The organism is Pseudomonas sp. NY15435 (genome assembly GCF_048068295.1).
Lineage (GTDB): Bacteria > Pseudomonadota > Gammaproteobacteria > Pseudomonadales > Pseudomonadaceae > Pseudomonas.
Map to the genome: position 1 here is coordinate 583,775 of NZ_JBLUQA010000002.1, position 14,256 is coordinate 598,030.

Sequence of the window (14,256 nt, forward strand, 5' to 3'; positions counted from 1 at the left end):
GGGCAGGGTAGCCCGCGATCAGGTGTCGGGCAATCCGCGCGCTACCAGGTAGGCGCGCAGGCGCTCGTGCAGGGCGCGCAGTTGCGGCAGTGCCAGATGCAGGCGATCACCTTCGCGGCAGGCGTGGCCAAGCAGGTAGGCGATCTCGCTGCGCCGGCCTTTGGCGACGTCCTGGTACATGGAGGAGAAGTTCGCCGCAGTGGCGGTGATCACCCGCTCTACATCGCCCTGCAGTTCCCGTGCGGCGGCGGAGTAGCCAGCGGCATGGAGCAGTTGGCCCAGCTCGTCGCAGAGCCCGGCAACCTCGCTGAGATGGCTGGCCAGCTCGCCGTTGCGGCATTGGTGCAACACGGTGAGCGGGTTGATCGCGCAGTTCAGCGCGACCTTGCGCCAAAGGCGTTCGAGGATGTCGCCGCTCCACTGCACGGGAATCTCGGCGCGGCGCAGGTCGGCCAGCCAGGCCGGCTCCGGGCCGCCCTGTTCGTCGCCCAGCCAGGTCTGGCCGTGACCGGCGAACACCACGCGGAAGTCGGATTCACGGAAGGCGCCTTCAGTGCTGGAGGCATACAGGCAACGGGCGCGCGGCAGGTGGGCGCTGACTGCCTGCTGGCTGCCCAGGCCGTTCTGCAGCAGGATCAGCTCGGCGCCGGGGGCCAGACGGGCGGCCACGCTGGCGGCGGCGGATTCGGCGTCGTAGGCCTTGCAGGCGAGCAGCAGGCGCTGGATCGGCGCACCCTGGCCGGCGGTTTCCGCTGGAATGGGGTAGAGGCTCTCGCGGCCGTCTTCCACCAGGGTGACGCCGCCGAGGGCGCGATAGGCGTTGAGGCGCTGGCGGTCGCGCAACAGCAGGCGCACTGGCAGGCCGGCGCGGGACAGGCGGGCGGCCCACAGGCAACCGAGGCTGCCGGCGCCGAGGATGGTCCAGGTCATGGGGAGAACTTCGCGGGTCGGGGGCTTACCGCGAAGTTTAGCGCAGGCCGGTCAGGCGGCTGGCGTTGATTCGTCCACTGGCGAAGGCGTCGGGCAGCAGCGCGCGTCCCTGCTGCATCACCTGTTCGACTTCCAGGGGTAGCGCCTTGGCGTCCAGGCCCACCAGGCTGATGCCGGCCTTGAGGGTGATGAAACCTTCACTGGTCTTGAATGCCTTGAGGTTCAGACCTTCGTGCAGGCGGCGGAAGCTGCTGGGAGAGCACTCCTGCAGGTCTTCGAGCAGGGTGATCAGGGCGAAGTGCTGGCCGTCGATGCGCGCCAGTACATCCAGCGGTCGCACAAGCTGTTGCAGACGGCGGGCGACCCCGTGGAGCAGTTCGTTCTGGAACGACTGGCCGTGCTTCTGGCCCAGTTCGGCCAGCTCCGGCAGACCGATCAGCATGTAGCACACTGCGCCGCCTCGGGATTCCACCTGACGGATGCTGTCGGCCAGCTTCTGCTTCAGGTAGCGCTGGTTGCCCAGGCCCGTGGCGCTGTCCACCAGGTTGCGCTCTTCCAGGCTGGTGATGTTCTCGGTGAGCAGGCGGTTTTCCATCAGCAGGCGCTGCAGCGTATTGCTCAGGCGGTCCGCGGCCAGCACGCGGGGAACCAGTTGTTCGTTCATCGACGACTTGCTGACGAAGTCGTCCACGCCACGGTCAAAGGCCTCGGCCAGGGCGTTGTCGCCCTCCTTGCCGGTGAGCAGGATGATGTAGGTGTAGTGGTCGCCGCTCTCGTCGAGCTGGCGTACCCGCGCGGTCAGCTCCAGGCCGTCCATCTCGGGCATCAGCCAGTCGGCGAGCAGGACGCTCACCGGCTCCTTTTCCAGCAGGTCGAGCGCTTCGCTGGCGCTGCTGGCGAAGCGCACGTTCTGATAGCCGGCCTGACTCAGCGCGCGGCCGATCATGGCGCTGGAGAACTTGGCGTCGTCGACCACCAGAATGCTGAGATGGTTGGTTGGCATGGAAAGGAATGTCTCGCAAACGAGTGGGAAATGCCGACTCTCAGTGTCAGAGGCCGGGCGCAGTCTTGTCTGTCAGTTATAATGACCGCGCATTTTTATCGTCAAGCCAGGCTCGATGCTGACTGTGAACCGCATCGCGCCGTCCATCTGGAGAGATGTCATGCCTTCGTTCGACGTGGTGTCCGAACTGGACAAACACGAACTGACCAACGCCTTGGATAACGCCACCAAGGAACTGGACCGCCGTTTCGACCTGAAGGGCAAGTGCAGCTTCGAGGCCAAGGAAAAGTCCATCACCCTGACCGCCGAGGCGGATTTCATGCTCGAGCAGATGCTCGACATTCTTCGCTCCAGCCTGGTCAAACGCAAGATTGACGCACAGTGCATGGAGATCAAGGACTCCTTTGCCTCCGGTAAGGTGGTCAAGCAGGAAGTCGACTTCCGCGAGGGCATCGACAAGGATCTGGCGAAGAAGATCGTCGCCCTGATCAAGGACAAGAAGCTCAAGGTACAGGCCGCCATCCAGGGCGAGCAGGTACGCGTCACCGGCAAGAAGCGTGACGACCTGCAGGAAGCCATCGCGCTGCTGCGCGGCGAGTCCCTGGGCATGCCGCTGCAATTCAATAATTTCCGCGACTGATGCACGCTCGTCCATAAGAGCTGCGGAACCTCATCGCCCGAGTGACGTCGCAGTAATAGAGTCGCTCGGCGAACTCCCGACCGCCATGGCTTGCCATGGCGGTTTTGTTTTTGGAATGGCAATAGACAAGGGGCCTGCATCCATGGATATGAATTACGAGCAGATCATGAACAGTGCGGAGGCCTGGACTCCGATAGCCCTGACCTACCTGGGCAATGCCGTACTGGCGCTGTTGACTCTGCTGATCGGTTGGTGGGTGATCAACCTGTTCACCCGTCGTGTGGGCGGGTTGCTGTCCACCAAGCACGTGGACAAGACGCTGCAAGGCTTCATCGGCAGCATGGTGAACATCATCCTGAAGATCCTGCTGATGGTCAGCGTGGCCTCGATGATCGGCATCCAGACCACCAGCTTCGTCGCCGCCATCGGCGCCGCCGGCCTGGCGATTGGTCTGGCGTTGCAGGGCAGCCTGTCGAACTTTGCTGGCGGCGTGCTGATCCTGCTGTTCCGCCCGTTCAAGATCGGCGATTGGATCGAAGCCCAGGGCGTGTCCGGCACCGTGGACAACATCATGATCTTCCATACCGTGCTGCGCACCGGCGACAACCGCACCGTGATCGTCCCCAACGGCGCGCTGTCCAACGGCATCATCACCAACACCTCGACCCAGACCACGCGCCAGGTGACCTTCGACGTGAAGCTGGCCTTCGATGCCGACCTGGATGGCGCCCGCGCCATTCTCAAGGAGCTGGCCGAGGATTCGCGCGTGCTCAAGTCGCCTGCGCCGGTGGTGGTGGTCGCGGGCCTTGGTGAAAACTCGGTGACCCTGTCGCTGCGCCTGTGGACTGCCAACTCCGACTACTGGGCCATCACCTTCATGCTCAACGAGCAGGTGCGCCAGCGCCTGCGCGATGCCGGTATCGACCTGGCGCCGAACAAGGTGGTGCGCGTGGTCAAGGGCGAGGAGGATTCCGTCCTGGCGGAATGATTCTTCACGCTGAACGAAAAAGGCCGGCATTTGCCGGCCTTTTTCATGGGCGCCGTTTCATGGGGCCGTTGTTTGGCCAGGGTTCAGTGACGTTCCGCGCTGGGGTGTTGCGCGGGCGCTTCCGAAGGTTCCTCGGCGGCGCCGTTGGTCATGTCGTTCTTGCGGCGCAGCCACAGCCAACCGATCAGCAGCAGCGTGGGCACGCCCAGCAGGGCGGTGAAGAAGAAGAACCGCTCGTAACCCATGCCCTCGACCATGGCGCCGGAATAGCCGCCGATGAAGCGCGGCAATAGCAGCATGGTGGAGCTGAGCATGGCGTACTGGGTCGCGGAGAACTTCAGGTTGGTCAGGCTCGACAGGTAGGCGACGAAGGCCGAGGTGGCGAGGCCGCCGCTGAAGTTGTCGAGCATGATGGTCACCACCAGCATGGTGACGTGGGGCTCCAGCACCTTGAGCATCGCGAAGACGTTCTGGCCCATCAGGTGTGGGTCGTCGATCGCGCCCATCTGCGCCAGCATGGCGAACAGCAGGTTGGTCCCAGCCGAAGCCGCGCCGCCGATGAACAGGATCGGCAGGATGCTGAAGCGGGCGATCAGCACGCCGCCGGCCGCCGCGCCGACCAGGGTCATCACCACGCCGAACAGCTTGCTGACGGTGGCGATGGTGTCCTTGGAGAAGCCCATGTCGATGTAGAACACGCTGGCCATGGTGCCCATGACGGTGTCGGACATGCGATAGGTGGAGATCAACCCGAGCAGCAGCAGCGCCTGCCAGCGGTAGCGGCGGACGAACTCGGTGATGGGCGTCAGCACCGGTGCCATCAGCAGGCGGCCGGGGGCGGAGATGCAGCTCAAGGCGATCAGCAGGTAGAGGATGGCCAGCCACCACTTGCCGGCCTCGGTCATGTTGATGAACGCAGTGCCGGTGACCAGCAGGATGATCAGCACGATCACCGAGACGGCCTGGTGGACGAAATCGAACTGCGGCAGGCCGCGACCGTGCACGGCCAGCAACAACGGGCGGCGTACCTTCGACAGCAGCTCGCGCACCGGGCGGATCTGCCGGCGGCCGTGGGGCGTCATGCACACGCCAATGAAGATCGCGTACAACGCAGCGCGCGGCCAGGCCTGAGCGGTCAGCGCGGTGAGCATCGCCGGCACGGAGATCAGCAGCACCAGCAGGGTCAGCACCGAGAGCAGCTGGTGGTTGAAGGCGAAGGCCGAACTGCCGGCCTGCGGCTGCACGTTCACCGGCGGCTCTTTCATCAGCAGCGTGGTGATCAGGCCGGGCAGGATGGCCAGGGAGCACACCGCATAGGTCAGCGCCCAGGCCGACTGGCTGTAGTGCAGGGCACTGGAGCCGGCCCATTCGGCGAGGAACAGTACGCCGGCGGTGGCAAACAGCACGGCAACCCGGTAGCCGGTCATGTAGCAGGCGGCGAGCGCAGCCTGACGGGTGTTCTCGGCGATTTCCAGGCGGTAGGCGTCGATGGCGATATCCTGGGTGGCGGAGGCGAAGGCCACCACCATCGCCAGCGCGATCAGCCAGTTCAGGTGCGATTGCGGGTTGCACAGCGCCATGCCAAGCAGGCCGATGGCGATCAGCCCCTGGGAAAACAGCAGCCACGAGCGGCGACGGCCCAGCCGGCCGATGAAGGGCAGGCGCCACTGGTCGAGCATGGGCGACCAGACCCACTTGAAGGCATACACCAGCCCGATCCAGCTGGCGAATCCGATGGTTTCCCGAGCGACACCCGCTTCACGCAACCACACCGAGAGGGTGGAGAGCACCAGCATGTAGGGCAGGCCGGCGGCGAATCCCAGCAGCAAAAGCGCGAGGCTGGCGGGAGACTTGTAGGCAATCCATGCCTCTCGCCAGGAGTGCTCTTTCATGGGGTGTTTTCCAGCAGGTCAAAAATTCTCGCGAACTTTACTAGGACTGCTCGCCGCTAGGCCAGCCGTGCCGACGTATGTCCACCCGATCGTTATGGATTCTGACACCCTCCGCACGCAATCGTGCGCGCTGCTCGTTACCCGAGACGGTGCCAATGGGCAGGCTGATCCGCCCGCCGGCGGCGATAACCCGGTGCCAGGGCAGCCGCGTGCCCTCCGGCAACTGGCTGAGGATGCGCCCGACGAGCCGCGCTGAGCGGCCCAGGCCAGCGAGGCGGGCGACATCGCCGTAGGTGATGACGCAGCCTTCCGGCACCTGGGCAATCACCAGGAAGATCGCCTCGCGGCGCACCTGCAGGCTTTCCAGTCCGAGATCGGAAGCGGGGGGGCTGGCCGGGGGCTTGGACCTGGGCATCGAATGCACCGTGGCAGAGGGGCTGACGCTCAGGATATCGGTTGTCGCAAGTCTGACAAGTCAGCTGGTTCCTAAGGTCCATCTGTCAGTCATGGTGAACTCCCTGCAACTGGGTCGGTCAGTCGTTGCTCTAGTGTCGGGTATCTGGATAATGCCCGGCTTTTTGCCCACCTAATCCAGTTGAATTCGACTCATGTTGCCCAGAGCCCTACTGTCCATCGCCCTTGCCTCCTGTTCCCTGTCCGCCCTTGCCGATACCGTCTGGTTGAAGAACGGTGACCGCCTCACTGGCACCATCAGGCTGTTCGACGGCGGCAAGCTGCTGCTGGCGACCGACTATGGCGGAGAGATCACACTGAAGTGGGACAAGATCAAGACGCTGGAGACCGACCAGAATTTGTTGGTGAAGTACGACGAGGAGACTGGCGAGCACTCCAAGGGCATCAAGGCGTCGGAAGACGGCAAGGTCACGCTGGTCAACGGCGAGGCGAAGACCGTTGAGCTGGCGAAGATCGAACAGATGATGCCGCCCAAGCCGATCCTGGAAGACTGGGTGTGGACCGGTAACGTCGACTTTTCCCTGGACCACAAGCAGGCCGAGAACGATGTCGAGGACTACGACATCGACTTCAAGACCAATGCCCGCCACGGTCGCTGGCGTCACAACCTGCAGGGCGAATACAACCGCGAGAAGAAGGACAACCAGGTCAGTACGGACAACTACTCGGCCCAGTACGCCCTCGACCGCTTCCTCGACGAGCACTGGTTCTGGCAAGGGCAGGCGCAGTACAAGCGCGACTGGATCGAAGACCTGCAGAAGAAGCGCACCATTGGTACCGGCCCGGGCTACCAGTTCTGGGACAACGAACTGGGCGCGTTCTCCCTGGCCACGCTGGTCAACCGCAACGACTACGAGTTCGTCGACGACGAGAAGTCGCACTTCTACAGCACCAGCCTGAAGTGGGACTACAACCGCTACCTGCTGGCCAAGCAGTTCGAGCTGTTCACCAACGGCGAGGTCAGCAAGCCGCTGGAGTCCAATGTGGAGTACGAGCTGGAGAGCGAGGCGGGCATCCGCTACAAACTCACCTCTTGGGCGTCCCTGAGCCTAAAGGCCGAGTGGGACAAGCTCAGCGGCAACGACGGCGACGTCAACGAGCGTCGCTACACCGTTGGCCTGGGTGTCGGCTGGTAAGCCGCCCCGGCGTGTAGGAGCGAGCTTGCTCGCGAACCGCATGGCACCGGTGCCGCCGAGAAAGAGTTCGCGAGCAAGCTCGCTCCTACAAAAAGCACAAAAAAGCCCCGCACCTGGCGGGGCTTTTTCATGGGCGGGCGGATTACAGACGCAGGCCGCCGTCCAGTTCCAGCACGCGGCCGGTGTAGTAGTCGTTCTCGAGGATGTAAGCCACCGAGTGAGCGATTTCCAGCGGCTTGCCCAGGCGCTTGAGCGGAATGCCGGCGGTCATCTTCTCCAGGGCCTCGGGTTTCATGCTGGCGACCATGTCGGTCTCGATGAAGCCGGGCGCCACGCCCGCCACGCGGATGCCGTAGCGTGCCAGTTCCTTCGCCCACACCACGGTGTCGGCAGCCACGCCGGCCTTGGCCGCGGAGTAGTTGGCCTGGCCCATGTTGCCGGCACGGGAGATGGAGGAAATGTTGACGATCGCGCCTTCGTTCTTCAGTTCGATCATCTTTGCCGCCACTTCGCGGGTGCAGAGGAACACGCCGGTCAGGTTGACGTCGATCACCGCCTGCCACTGGGCCAGGCTCATCTTGCTCAGCTCGCCGTCCTTGACCTTGATGGTCAGACCGTCGCGCAGGATGCCGGCATTGTTGACCAGGCCATTGATGGCGCCGAAGTCGCTGGCGACCTGGGCCACCATGTGGGTAACCTGTTCTTCATTGGCGACGTTGCAGATGTAGGCGCGGGCGTCACCACCTGCGGCCTTGCAGGCGGTCACGGCTTCGTCCAGTTTTTCGGCATTGAGGTCAACCAGCGCGACGCGCGCGCCCTTGCCGGAGAGGTACTCGCCCATGGCGCGGCCCAGGCCCTGGCAGCCACCGGTGATGATGATGACCTTGTCTTTCAATTGCATCGGAACAACCCCACGAACAGTTTCTGGTGAAAGGCCCCGCCGGCAGCTGTGCACAGAGTCAGTCCTGCCCGTCCGTTTACGACGGATTCTTTGCGAGGAGTCATAAGTTGAGCGTGAAAGCTGCCAAGCATGCCCGAGAACTGCTGCTCAAGGAATACCGCGGCGTCCTCTCCACCCATTCGAAGAAGTGGCCTGGATTCCCCTTCGGCTCCGTGGTGCCCTACTGCCTGGACCAGGCGGGGCGCCCGCTGATCCTGATCAGCCGCATTGCCCAGCACACCCATAACCTGCAGATGGACGGCAAGTGCTCGCTGCTGATCGGCGAGCGCGGTGTCGACGACATCCAGGCCGCCGGTCGCCTGACCCTGCTGGCCGAGGCACTGCTGATCGAAGACGTCGATGCCATCGCTGGCGCCGCCGAGCGCTACTACCGTTATTTCCCCGGCTCGCAGGACTACCATATCGTCCACGACTTCGATTTCTGGGTGCTGGAGCCGGTGCAGTGGCGGTTTATCGGCGGCTTCGGTGACATCCATTGGCTGGGTGCGGACAGCGTGCCGCTGGCCAATCCCTTCATCGGCGAGGCAGAAAAGAGCATGGTCGAGCACATGAACAGCGACCATGCCAATGCCATCGAGCACTACGTCGAACTGGCCGGGTTGCCTGCCGGCAAGGGCCCGCAGATGGCGGGAATTGATACTGAAGGTTTCCACCTGCGCATTGGCCAGGGCCTGCATTGGTTGCCGTTCCCAGCGCCGTGCGGCAATCCCGGCGCGGTTCGCCAGGCACTCGTGCAACTGGCCAAGGCGGACGCCTGGCCGGGGAATGAAGTCATCCAGGCCTGAGCATTCCCTTGAAATCGGCGCGGGGCGTCGCCACCTTGCCTGTTATCTGGGCAAACGCCCCGCCAAGGAAATATCGATGCGAGTTCCTCTTTTCCTGATTCTTCTATTCCCGCTGATCGAGCTGGCCGTGATGATCAAGGTCGGCAGCGTGATCGGCGTGGGCTGGACCCTGCTGCTGATTATCGCCGGCGCCTTCATCGGCGCCGCCGTGCTGCGCGTCGCTGGCGTCGCCACCGCGCTGCGTGCCCGTGAGCGCCTGAATCGCGGTGAGCTGCCCGAGCAGGAAATGCTCGAAGGCCTGGTCATCGCCCTGGGCGGTGGTCTGCTGATGCTGCCGGGCTTTATCAGCGATGTCTTCGGCCTGCTTTGCCTGATCCCCTTCACTCGCCGCCTGATGCTTGGCCGCGTGCGTCAGCGCATGCAGGAACAGGCCGAGCGTCGCCGGGCCTTCGCCGATGATCCGGCGGCCCAGCAACGCAGTGGTCCCAGCGTGATCGAAGGCGAGTACCAGCGCCGCGAGGAAGACCGCGACCGCCTGCGTTGAGTTTCGGGCGGCTTCGACCGCCTGGAGCACCCTCCGTTAGCAAATTTTTTTTGGTCACACCCTTGAAATGCCTTGTAGCGACCTTATGTACCGGTCACCGCAAGGTCCCTGTCAGTTGGACAGGCTGCTCTTTACGCGTCTCGCCAGCCGGGACGCAAACCGGCACCGCCGGATTCAATAAAACCTGCCGGGCATCGATCTGGCCGTTGGAAATCACAGTTTGGGAGAGTTACGACTATGAAGCTTCGTCCTCTGCATGACCGCGTCGTCATCCGTCGCAGCGAGGAAGAGACCAAGACCGCAGGCGGCATCGTGCTGCCGGGTTCCGCCGCCGAGAAGCCGAACCGCGGTGAAGTGGTCGCTGTTGGTGCCGGCCGTGTCCTGGACAACGGCGAAGTTCGCGCTCTGGCCGTGAAGGTCGGTGACAAGGTGGTCTTCGGTCCGTACTCCGGCAGCAACGCCATCAAGGTCGACGGCGAAGAACTGCTGGTGATGGGCGAGTCCGAGATCCTCGCCGTCCTGGAAGACTGATTTCAGTCCGTCCACTCCCCACCGAATTCGATTTAGAGGAAACAGAACATGGCTGCCAAAGAAGTTAAGTTCGGCGATTCCGCTCGCAAGAAAATGCTGGTCGGCGTAAACGTCCTGGCCGACGCTGTGAAAGCGACCCTGGGCCCGAAAGGCCGTAACGTCATCCTGGACAAGAGCTTCGGCGCTCCGACCATCACCAAGGACGGCGTTTCCGTCGCCAAGGAAATCGAACTCAAAGACAAGTTCGAGAACATGGGCGCTCAGCTGGTGAAAGACGTTGCCTCCAAGGCCAACGACGCTGCCGGTGACGGCACCACCACCGCTACCGTTCTGGCCCAGGCCATCGTCAACGAAGGCCTGAAAGCCGTCGCTGCCGGCATGAACCCGATGGATCTGAAGCGCGGCATCGACAAGGCGACCATCGCTATCGTTGCTCAGCTCAAAGACCTGGCCAAGCCCTGCGCTGACACCAAGGCCATTGCCCAGGTGGGCACCATCTCCGCCAACTCCGACGACTCCATCGGCAACATCATTGCCGAAGCCATGGAAAAAGTCGGTAAAGAAGGCGTGATCACCGTTGAAGAAGGCTCGGGCCTGGAAAACGAACTGTCCGTCGTAGAAGGCATGCAGTTCGACCGCGGCTACCTGTCCCCCTACTTCATCAACAAGCCGGACACCATGGTGGCCGAGCTCGACGGCCCGCTGCTGCTGCTGGTCGACAAGAAGATCTCCAACATCCGCGAAATGCTGCCGGTCCTGGAAGCCGTTGCCAAAGCCGGCCGTCCGCTGCTGATCGTGGCTGAAGACGTCGAAGGCGAAGCCCTGGCTACCCTGGTCGTCAACAACATGCGTGGCATCGTCAAGGTTGCAGCCGTCAAGGCTCCGGGCTTCGGCGACCGCCGCAAGGCCATGCTGCAGGACATCGCCATCCTGACCGGCGGTACCGTCATCTCCGAAGAAGTCGGTCTGAGCCTGGAAGGCGCCACCCTGGAGCACCTGGGTAACGCCAAGCGCGTGGTTCTGAGCAAAGAAAACACCACCATCATCGATGGCGCTGGCGCTCAAGCCGACATCGAAGCTCGCGTTCTGCAGATCCGCAAGCAGGTCGAAGAGACTTCCTCCGACTACGACCGTGAGAAGCTGCAAGAGCGTCTGGCCAAGCTGGCCGGCGGTGTTGCCGTGATCAAGGTTGGCGCTGCCACCGAAGTCGAGATGAAAGAGAAGAAAGCCCGCGTTGAAGACGCCCTGCACGCTACCCGTGCTGCGGTGGAAGAAGGCGTGGTTCCTGGCGGCGGCGTCGCTCTGGTTCGTGCTCTGCAAGCCATCGAAGGCCTGAAGGGCGACAACGAAGACCAGAACGTCGGTATCGCTCTGCTGCGTCGCGCCGTTGAAGCTCCGCTGCGCCAGATCGTTGCCAACTCCGGCGACGAGCCGAGCGTGGTAGTCGACAAGGTCAAGCAAGGTTCGGGCAACTTCGGCTACAACGCTGCTACCGGTGTGTACGGCGACATGATCGAGATGGGTATTCTCGATCCGGCCAAGGTCACCCGTTCGGCTCTGCAAGCTGCTGCTTCCATCGGCGGCCTGATGGTCACCACCGAGGCGATGGTTGCCGAAGTGGCTGACGACAAGGCTGCTCCGGCCATGCCGGACATGGGCGGCATGGGCGGCATGGGCGGCATGATGTAAGCCACCCGGCACCTGCTGTACGAAAAAGCCCCGCCTAGGCGGGGCTTTTTCATGGGCGCCGGATATGCCAGTATCCGTCGCAGGAGATGGCATTCCTCCTTCAACCGCCCTTGTGGCTGATGATGCCTACGCATTGACCTGGAAAGGCGCGTAGGCGCTCGCCTGCAGCCTGTCCAAAACACCTTCCCCAGGACAGGACCATGTGGAAATCGATTCTCGCCGTCTCCCTCGGAGCCGCTCTCGGCGCTCTACTGCGCTGGGTGCTCGGGCTCAAGCTCAATACCCTCCTGCCTTCCATGCCGCCGGGGACGGTGGTCGCCAATCTGGTCGGCGGCTACATCATCGGCGCGGCCATCGCCTTCTTCGCCAACACGCCGGGCCTGGCGCCAGAATGGCGATTGCTGATCATCACCGGTTTCTGCGGTGGTCTCACCACCTTCTCCACCTTCTCGGCCGAAGTCGTCGTGCTGCTGCAGCAGGGCCGGCTGGCCTGGGCGATGGGCACCGTGGCCACGCACCTTGCCGGCTCCCTGTTGATGACCTTGGCCGGACTCTGGTCTGTTCACGCGCTGATGGGCCGCTAGGCCTTGCTGAAAGAGACGCCGGCAGGCCTCGGGAAGCGCGGCAGTGCTACCGTGTCACTGCGAACAAGTGTGAAAAATCCGTCAAAGGCGTTTAAGTTCCATTTAAGCCAGTTAGGCTAGAGTGCTGTTCGCGAAAGGAGAGCACATGCGTATTCTGTTGGTTGAAGACAATCGGGACATCCTGGCCAATATGGCCGACTACCTGGGCCTCAAGGGCTACACGGTGGATTGCGCCCAGGACGGCCTGTCCGGATTGCACCTGGCGGCGACCTCCCATTACGACCTGATCGTACTGGACGTGATGCTGCCGGGGCTGGATGGCTTCACCCTGTGCCGTCGCCTGCGCGAAGACGCGCGCCGCGACACCCCGGTAATCATGCTCACCGCCCGTGACCAGTTGGACGACCGCCTGCAGGGCTTCCGCTCCGGCGCCGACGACTACCTGCTCAAGCCCTTCGCACTCTCCGAGCTGGCCGCCCGCATCGAAGCGGTGCTGCGCCGCAGCCAGGGCGGGGGCCGACGCGAGCTGCAGGTCGCTGACCTGAGCTACAACCTCGACACCCTCGAAGTGAACCGCGCCGGCAAGCCGCTCAAGCTCAACCCCATCGGCCTCAAGCTGCTCGCCGTACTGATGCAGAAGAGCCCGCACGTGGTGCGCCGCGATGTACTCGAGGAGGCCGTGTGGGGCGACGACTGCCCCGACAGCGACAGCCTGCGCAGCCACGTTCACCAGTTGCGCCAAGTGATCGACAAGCCCTTCGGTTCCTCCCTGCTGCATACCGTGCACGGCGTCGGCTACAAGCTGGCGGAGGAAGCGCATGGAGTATAAGCAGAGCCTTTCCCGACGGATTGTCTTTGCCTTCGTACTCATGACCGCCGCCGTTGGTGGCCTGTTCTCGGTGGGAATCGTCGGCGTTGTCCACATCGTCGAGGAACGTCTGATCTCCCGCGACCTGGGCGGCGAACTGGACCGCATCATCAATGAGGACCTGGGCAACGGCCAGGCTCCCAAGCTAGACCCAGGCATGCGTTTCTTCATCAGCGATGGCGCGGGTGTCTACGCCATGCCGCCAGCCTTGCGCCGGCTGGATACTGGTTTCCATGAGGTGTTTGACGGCGAGCTGTCGTTCCATGCGCTGGCGCGTGATATTGACGGTCGCCGCTTCGTCCTGCTGCAGGACCAGAGCGATTTCGAGGCGCGCGAGCAGATTCTCTACGCTGCCGTCGTGACCGGCTATGTGCTCAGCCTGGCCTTGTCCGGGCTGCTGGGCTGGCTGCTGGCGCGCAAGGTCATGGAGCCGGTGTCGCGCCTGGCGCGCCAGGTTCGCCATCGCGACCAGTTGCTGGAGCTGGCGCCGCCGATGTCGCCGGATTACGCCAACGATGAGGTAGGCGAACTGGCGGCAGCCTTCGATTACGCCATGGGGCGGCTACACGATGTGCTGACCCGGGAGAAACTCTTCACCAGTGACGTCAGCCACGAACTGCGGACGCCGTTGATGGTGATCGCCACCAGCTCCGAATTGCTCGCGGAAGAGCCGGGTCTCAGCCCGCGGGCGCGCGCCCAGCTGGCTCGCATGAACAGTGCCTGCGAAGAGATGCGTGACCTGGTGCAGACCTTCCTGATGCTGGCCCGCGCTCAGCGCAAGGACATGGCCATCGTTTCCCAGGCCGGGTTGCGGCAGATCGGCGACGAGTTGGTCGCACAGTGGCGTGGTCCGATCGAGGCAAAAGGCCTGACGCTGGAGTATGACGTTGGTCAGGAGATGCCCGGCCAATTCAACGCGCCTTTCCTGCGCTCGGTGATGAGCAATTTATTGCGCAATGCCATGCATTACACCGAAAGCGGCAGCATCCGCTTACAACTTGGACCGAACGGATTCTGGGTCGAAGACACCGGTGCCGGCATCCCTGAAGAACAGCGCGAGCGCGTCTTCCAGCCGTTCGTGCGTGGCCAGAACCCGCGTGGTGAGGGGCTTGGCCTGGGGTTGTCGCTGGTCAAGCGGATCTGCGCCTCCGAAGGTTGGGACGTCACGCTGCGTCCGGCCGAGCCCCATGGCTGTCGCTTCGAAGTTCGCCTAGCCATCGTTTGACGAAAA

15 protein-coding genes and 1 riboswitch are annotated in these 14,256 nt (G+C 63.3%); of the genes, 10 read left to right on the top strand and 5 right to left on the bottom strand.

Annotated elements, in window-relative coordinates; all coding sequences use genetic code 11:
- Positions 1-18 precede the first annotated feature (18 nt).
- Together ACNFH5_RS06850 and ACNFH5_RS06855 are read right to left on the bottom strand one after the other, a co-directional pair.
- On the bottom strand, positions 19-930 hold the full coding sequence (locus tag ACNFH5_RS06850; protein ID WP_416744888.1) for a putative 2-dehydropantoate 2-reductase: 912 nt from the start codon (positions 928-930) through the stop codon (positions 19-21).
- A 37-nt stretch (positions 931-967) separates the two neighbouring features.
- Positions 968-1,933: a response regulator gene (locus ACNFH5_RS06855; protein ID WP_416744889.1), complete on the bottom strand. Its 966-nt coding sequence runs from the start codon at positions 1,931-1,933 to the stop codon at positions 968-970.
- A gap of 160 nt (positions 1,934-2,093) precedes the next feature.
- Between ACNFH5_RS06855 and ACNFH5_RS06860 the strand changes: the two genes are divergently transcribed.
- The gene (locus ACNFH5_RS06860; RefSeq protein WP_045209642.1) at positions 2,094-2,573 is read left to right on the top strand and encodes a YajQ family cyclic di-GMP-binding protein; all 480 of its coding nucleotides are present in this window, start codon (positions 2,094-2,096) and stop codon (positions 2,571-2,573) included.
- A gap of 142 nt (positions 2,574-2,715) precedes the next feature.
- Positions 2,716-3,561: a mechanosensitive ion channel family protein gene (locus ACNFH5_RS06865; RefSeq protein ID WP_416744890.1), complete on the top strand. Its 846-nt coding sequence runs from the start codon at positions 2,716-2,718 to the stop codon at positions 3,559-3,561.
- Between the two features lie 83 nt (positions 3,562-3,644).
- Here the strand turns inward: ACNFH5_RS06865 and ACNFH5_RS06870 are convergent, their stop codons facing one another.
- Together ACNFH5_RS06870 and ACNFH5_RS06875 are read right to left on the bottom strand one after the other, a co-directional pair.
- On the bottom strand, positions 3,645-5,453 hold the full coding sequence (locus ACNFH5_RS06870; RefSeq protein ID WP_416744891.1) for an AmpG family muropeptide MFS transporter: 1,809 nt from the start codon (positions 5,451-5,453) through the stop codon (positions 3,645-3,647).
- Positions 5,454-5,493: 40 nt separating this feature from the next.
- A complete protein-coding gene (locus tag ACNFH5_RS06875) occupies positions 5,494-5,868 on the bottom strand; it encodes an MGMT family protein (RefSeq protein WP_416744892.1) in 375 nt (124 codons plus the stop codon).
- Positions 5,869-6,061: 193 nt separating this feature from the next.
- Here ACNFH5_RS06875 and ACNFH5_RS06880 point away from each other — a divergent pair, with 193 nt between their 5' ends.
- Positions 6,062-7,063, top strand: coding sequence for a DUF481 domain-containing protein (locus ACNFH5_RS06880; protein ID WP_416744893.1), 1,002 nt, complete (start codon positions 6,062-6,064; stop codon positions 7,061-7,063).
- A 142-nt stretch (positions 7,064-7,205) separates the two neighbouring features.
- Here ACNFH5_RS06880 and ACNFH5_RS06885 read toward each other — a convergent pair whose 3' ends face one another.
- Positions 7,206-7,964, bottom strand: a complete 759-nt coding sequence (locus tag ACNFH5_RS06885) for an SDR family oxidoreductase (RefSeq protein WP_184589133.1) — start codon at positions 7,962-7,964, stop codon at positions 7,206-7,208.
- 107 nt (positions 7,965-8,071) lie between these two features.
- On the opposite strand from ACNFH5_RS06885, the gene ACNFH5_RS06890 reads away from it, so the two are divergent.
- From ACNFH5_RS06890 to ACNFH5_RS06920, 7 genes are all read left to right on the top strand, one after another.
- Entirely contained in the window at positions 8,072-8,809 is a 738-nt protein-coding gene (locus tag ACNFH5_RS06890) for a HugZ family protein (RefSeq protein ID WP_416744894.1), read from the top strand.
- Positions 8,810-8,885: 76 nt separating this feature from the next.
- A complete protein-coding gene (locus ACNFH5_RS06895; RefSeq protein WP_416744895.1) occupies positions 8,886-9,353 on the top strand; it encodes an FxsA family protein in 468 nt (155 codons plus the stop codon).
- Positions 9,354-9,590: 237 nt separating this feature from the next.
- Positions 9,591-9,884: a co-chaperone GroES gene (locus tag ACNFH5_RS06900; protein ID WP_009617968.1), complete on the top strand. Its 294-nt coding sequence runs from the start codon at positions 9,591-9,593 to the stop codon at positions 9,882-9,884.
- Between the two features lie 48 nt (positions 9,885-9,932).
- Positions 9,933-11,573 carry a chaperonin GroEL gene (gene groL, locus ACNFH5_RS06905; protein WP_192431525.1) on the top strand — a complete coding sequence of 547 codons (1,641 nt, stop codon included), beginning with the start codon at positions 9,933-9,935 and terminating at the stop codon, positions 11,571-11,573.
- A 73-nt stretch (positions 11,574-11,646) separates the two neighbouring features.
- Positions 11,647-11,709: riboswitch (Fluoride riboswitch) on the top strand.
- 64 nt (positions 11,710-11,773) lie between these two features.
- Complete coding sequence (gene crcB / locus ACNFH5_RS06910; protein ID WP_416744896.1) at positions 11,774-12,157, top strand: fluoride efflux transporter CrcB; 384 nt, start codon at positions 11,774-11,776, stop codon at positions 12,155-12,157.
- 145 nt (positions 12,158-12,302) lie between these two features.
- Entirely contained in the window at positions 12,303-12,986 is a 684-nt protein-coding gene (locus tag ACNFH5_RS06915; protein WP_017518075.1) for a response regulator transcription factor, read from the top strand.
- Entirely contained in the window at positions 12,976-14,250 is a 1,275-nt protein-coding gene (locus ACNFH5_RS06920; protein WP_416744897.1) for a sensor histidine kinase, read from the top strand. Before ACNFH5_RS06915 ends, ACNFH5_RS06920 begins: the two co-directional genes overlap by 11 nt.
- Positions 14,251-14,256: the final 6 nt, after the last annotated feature.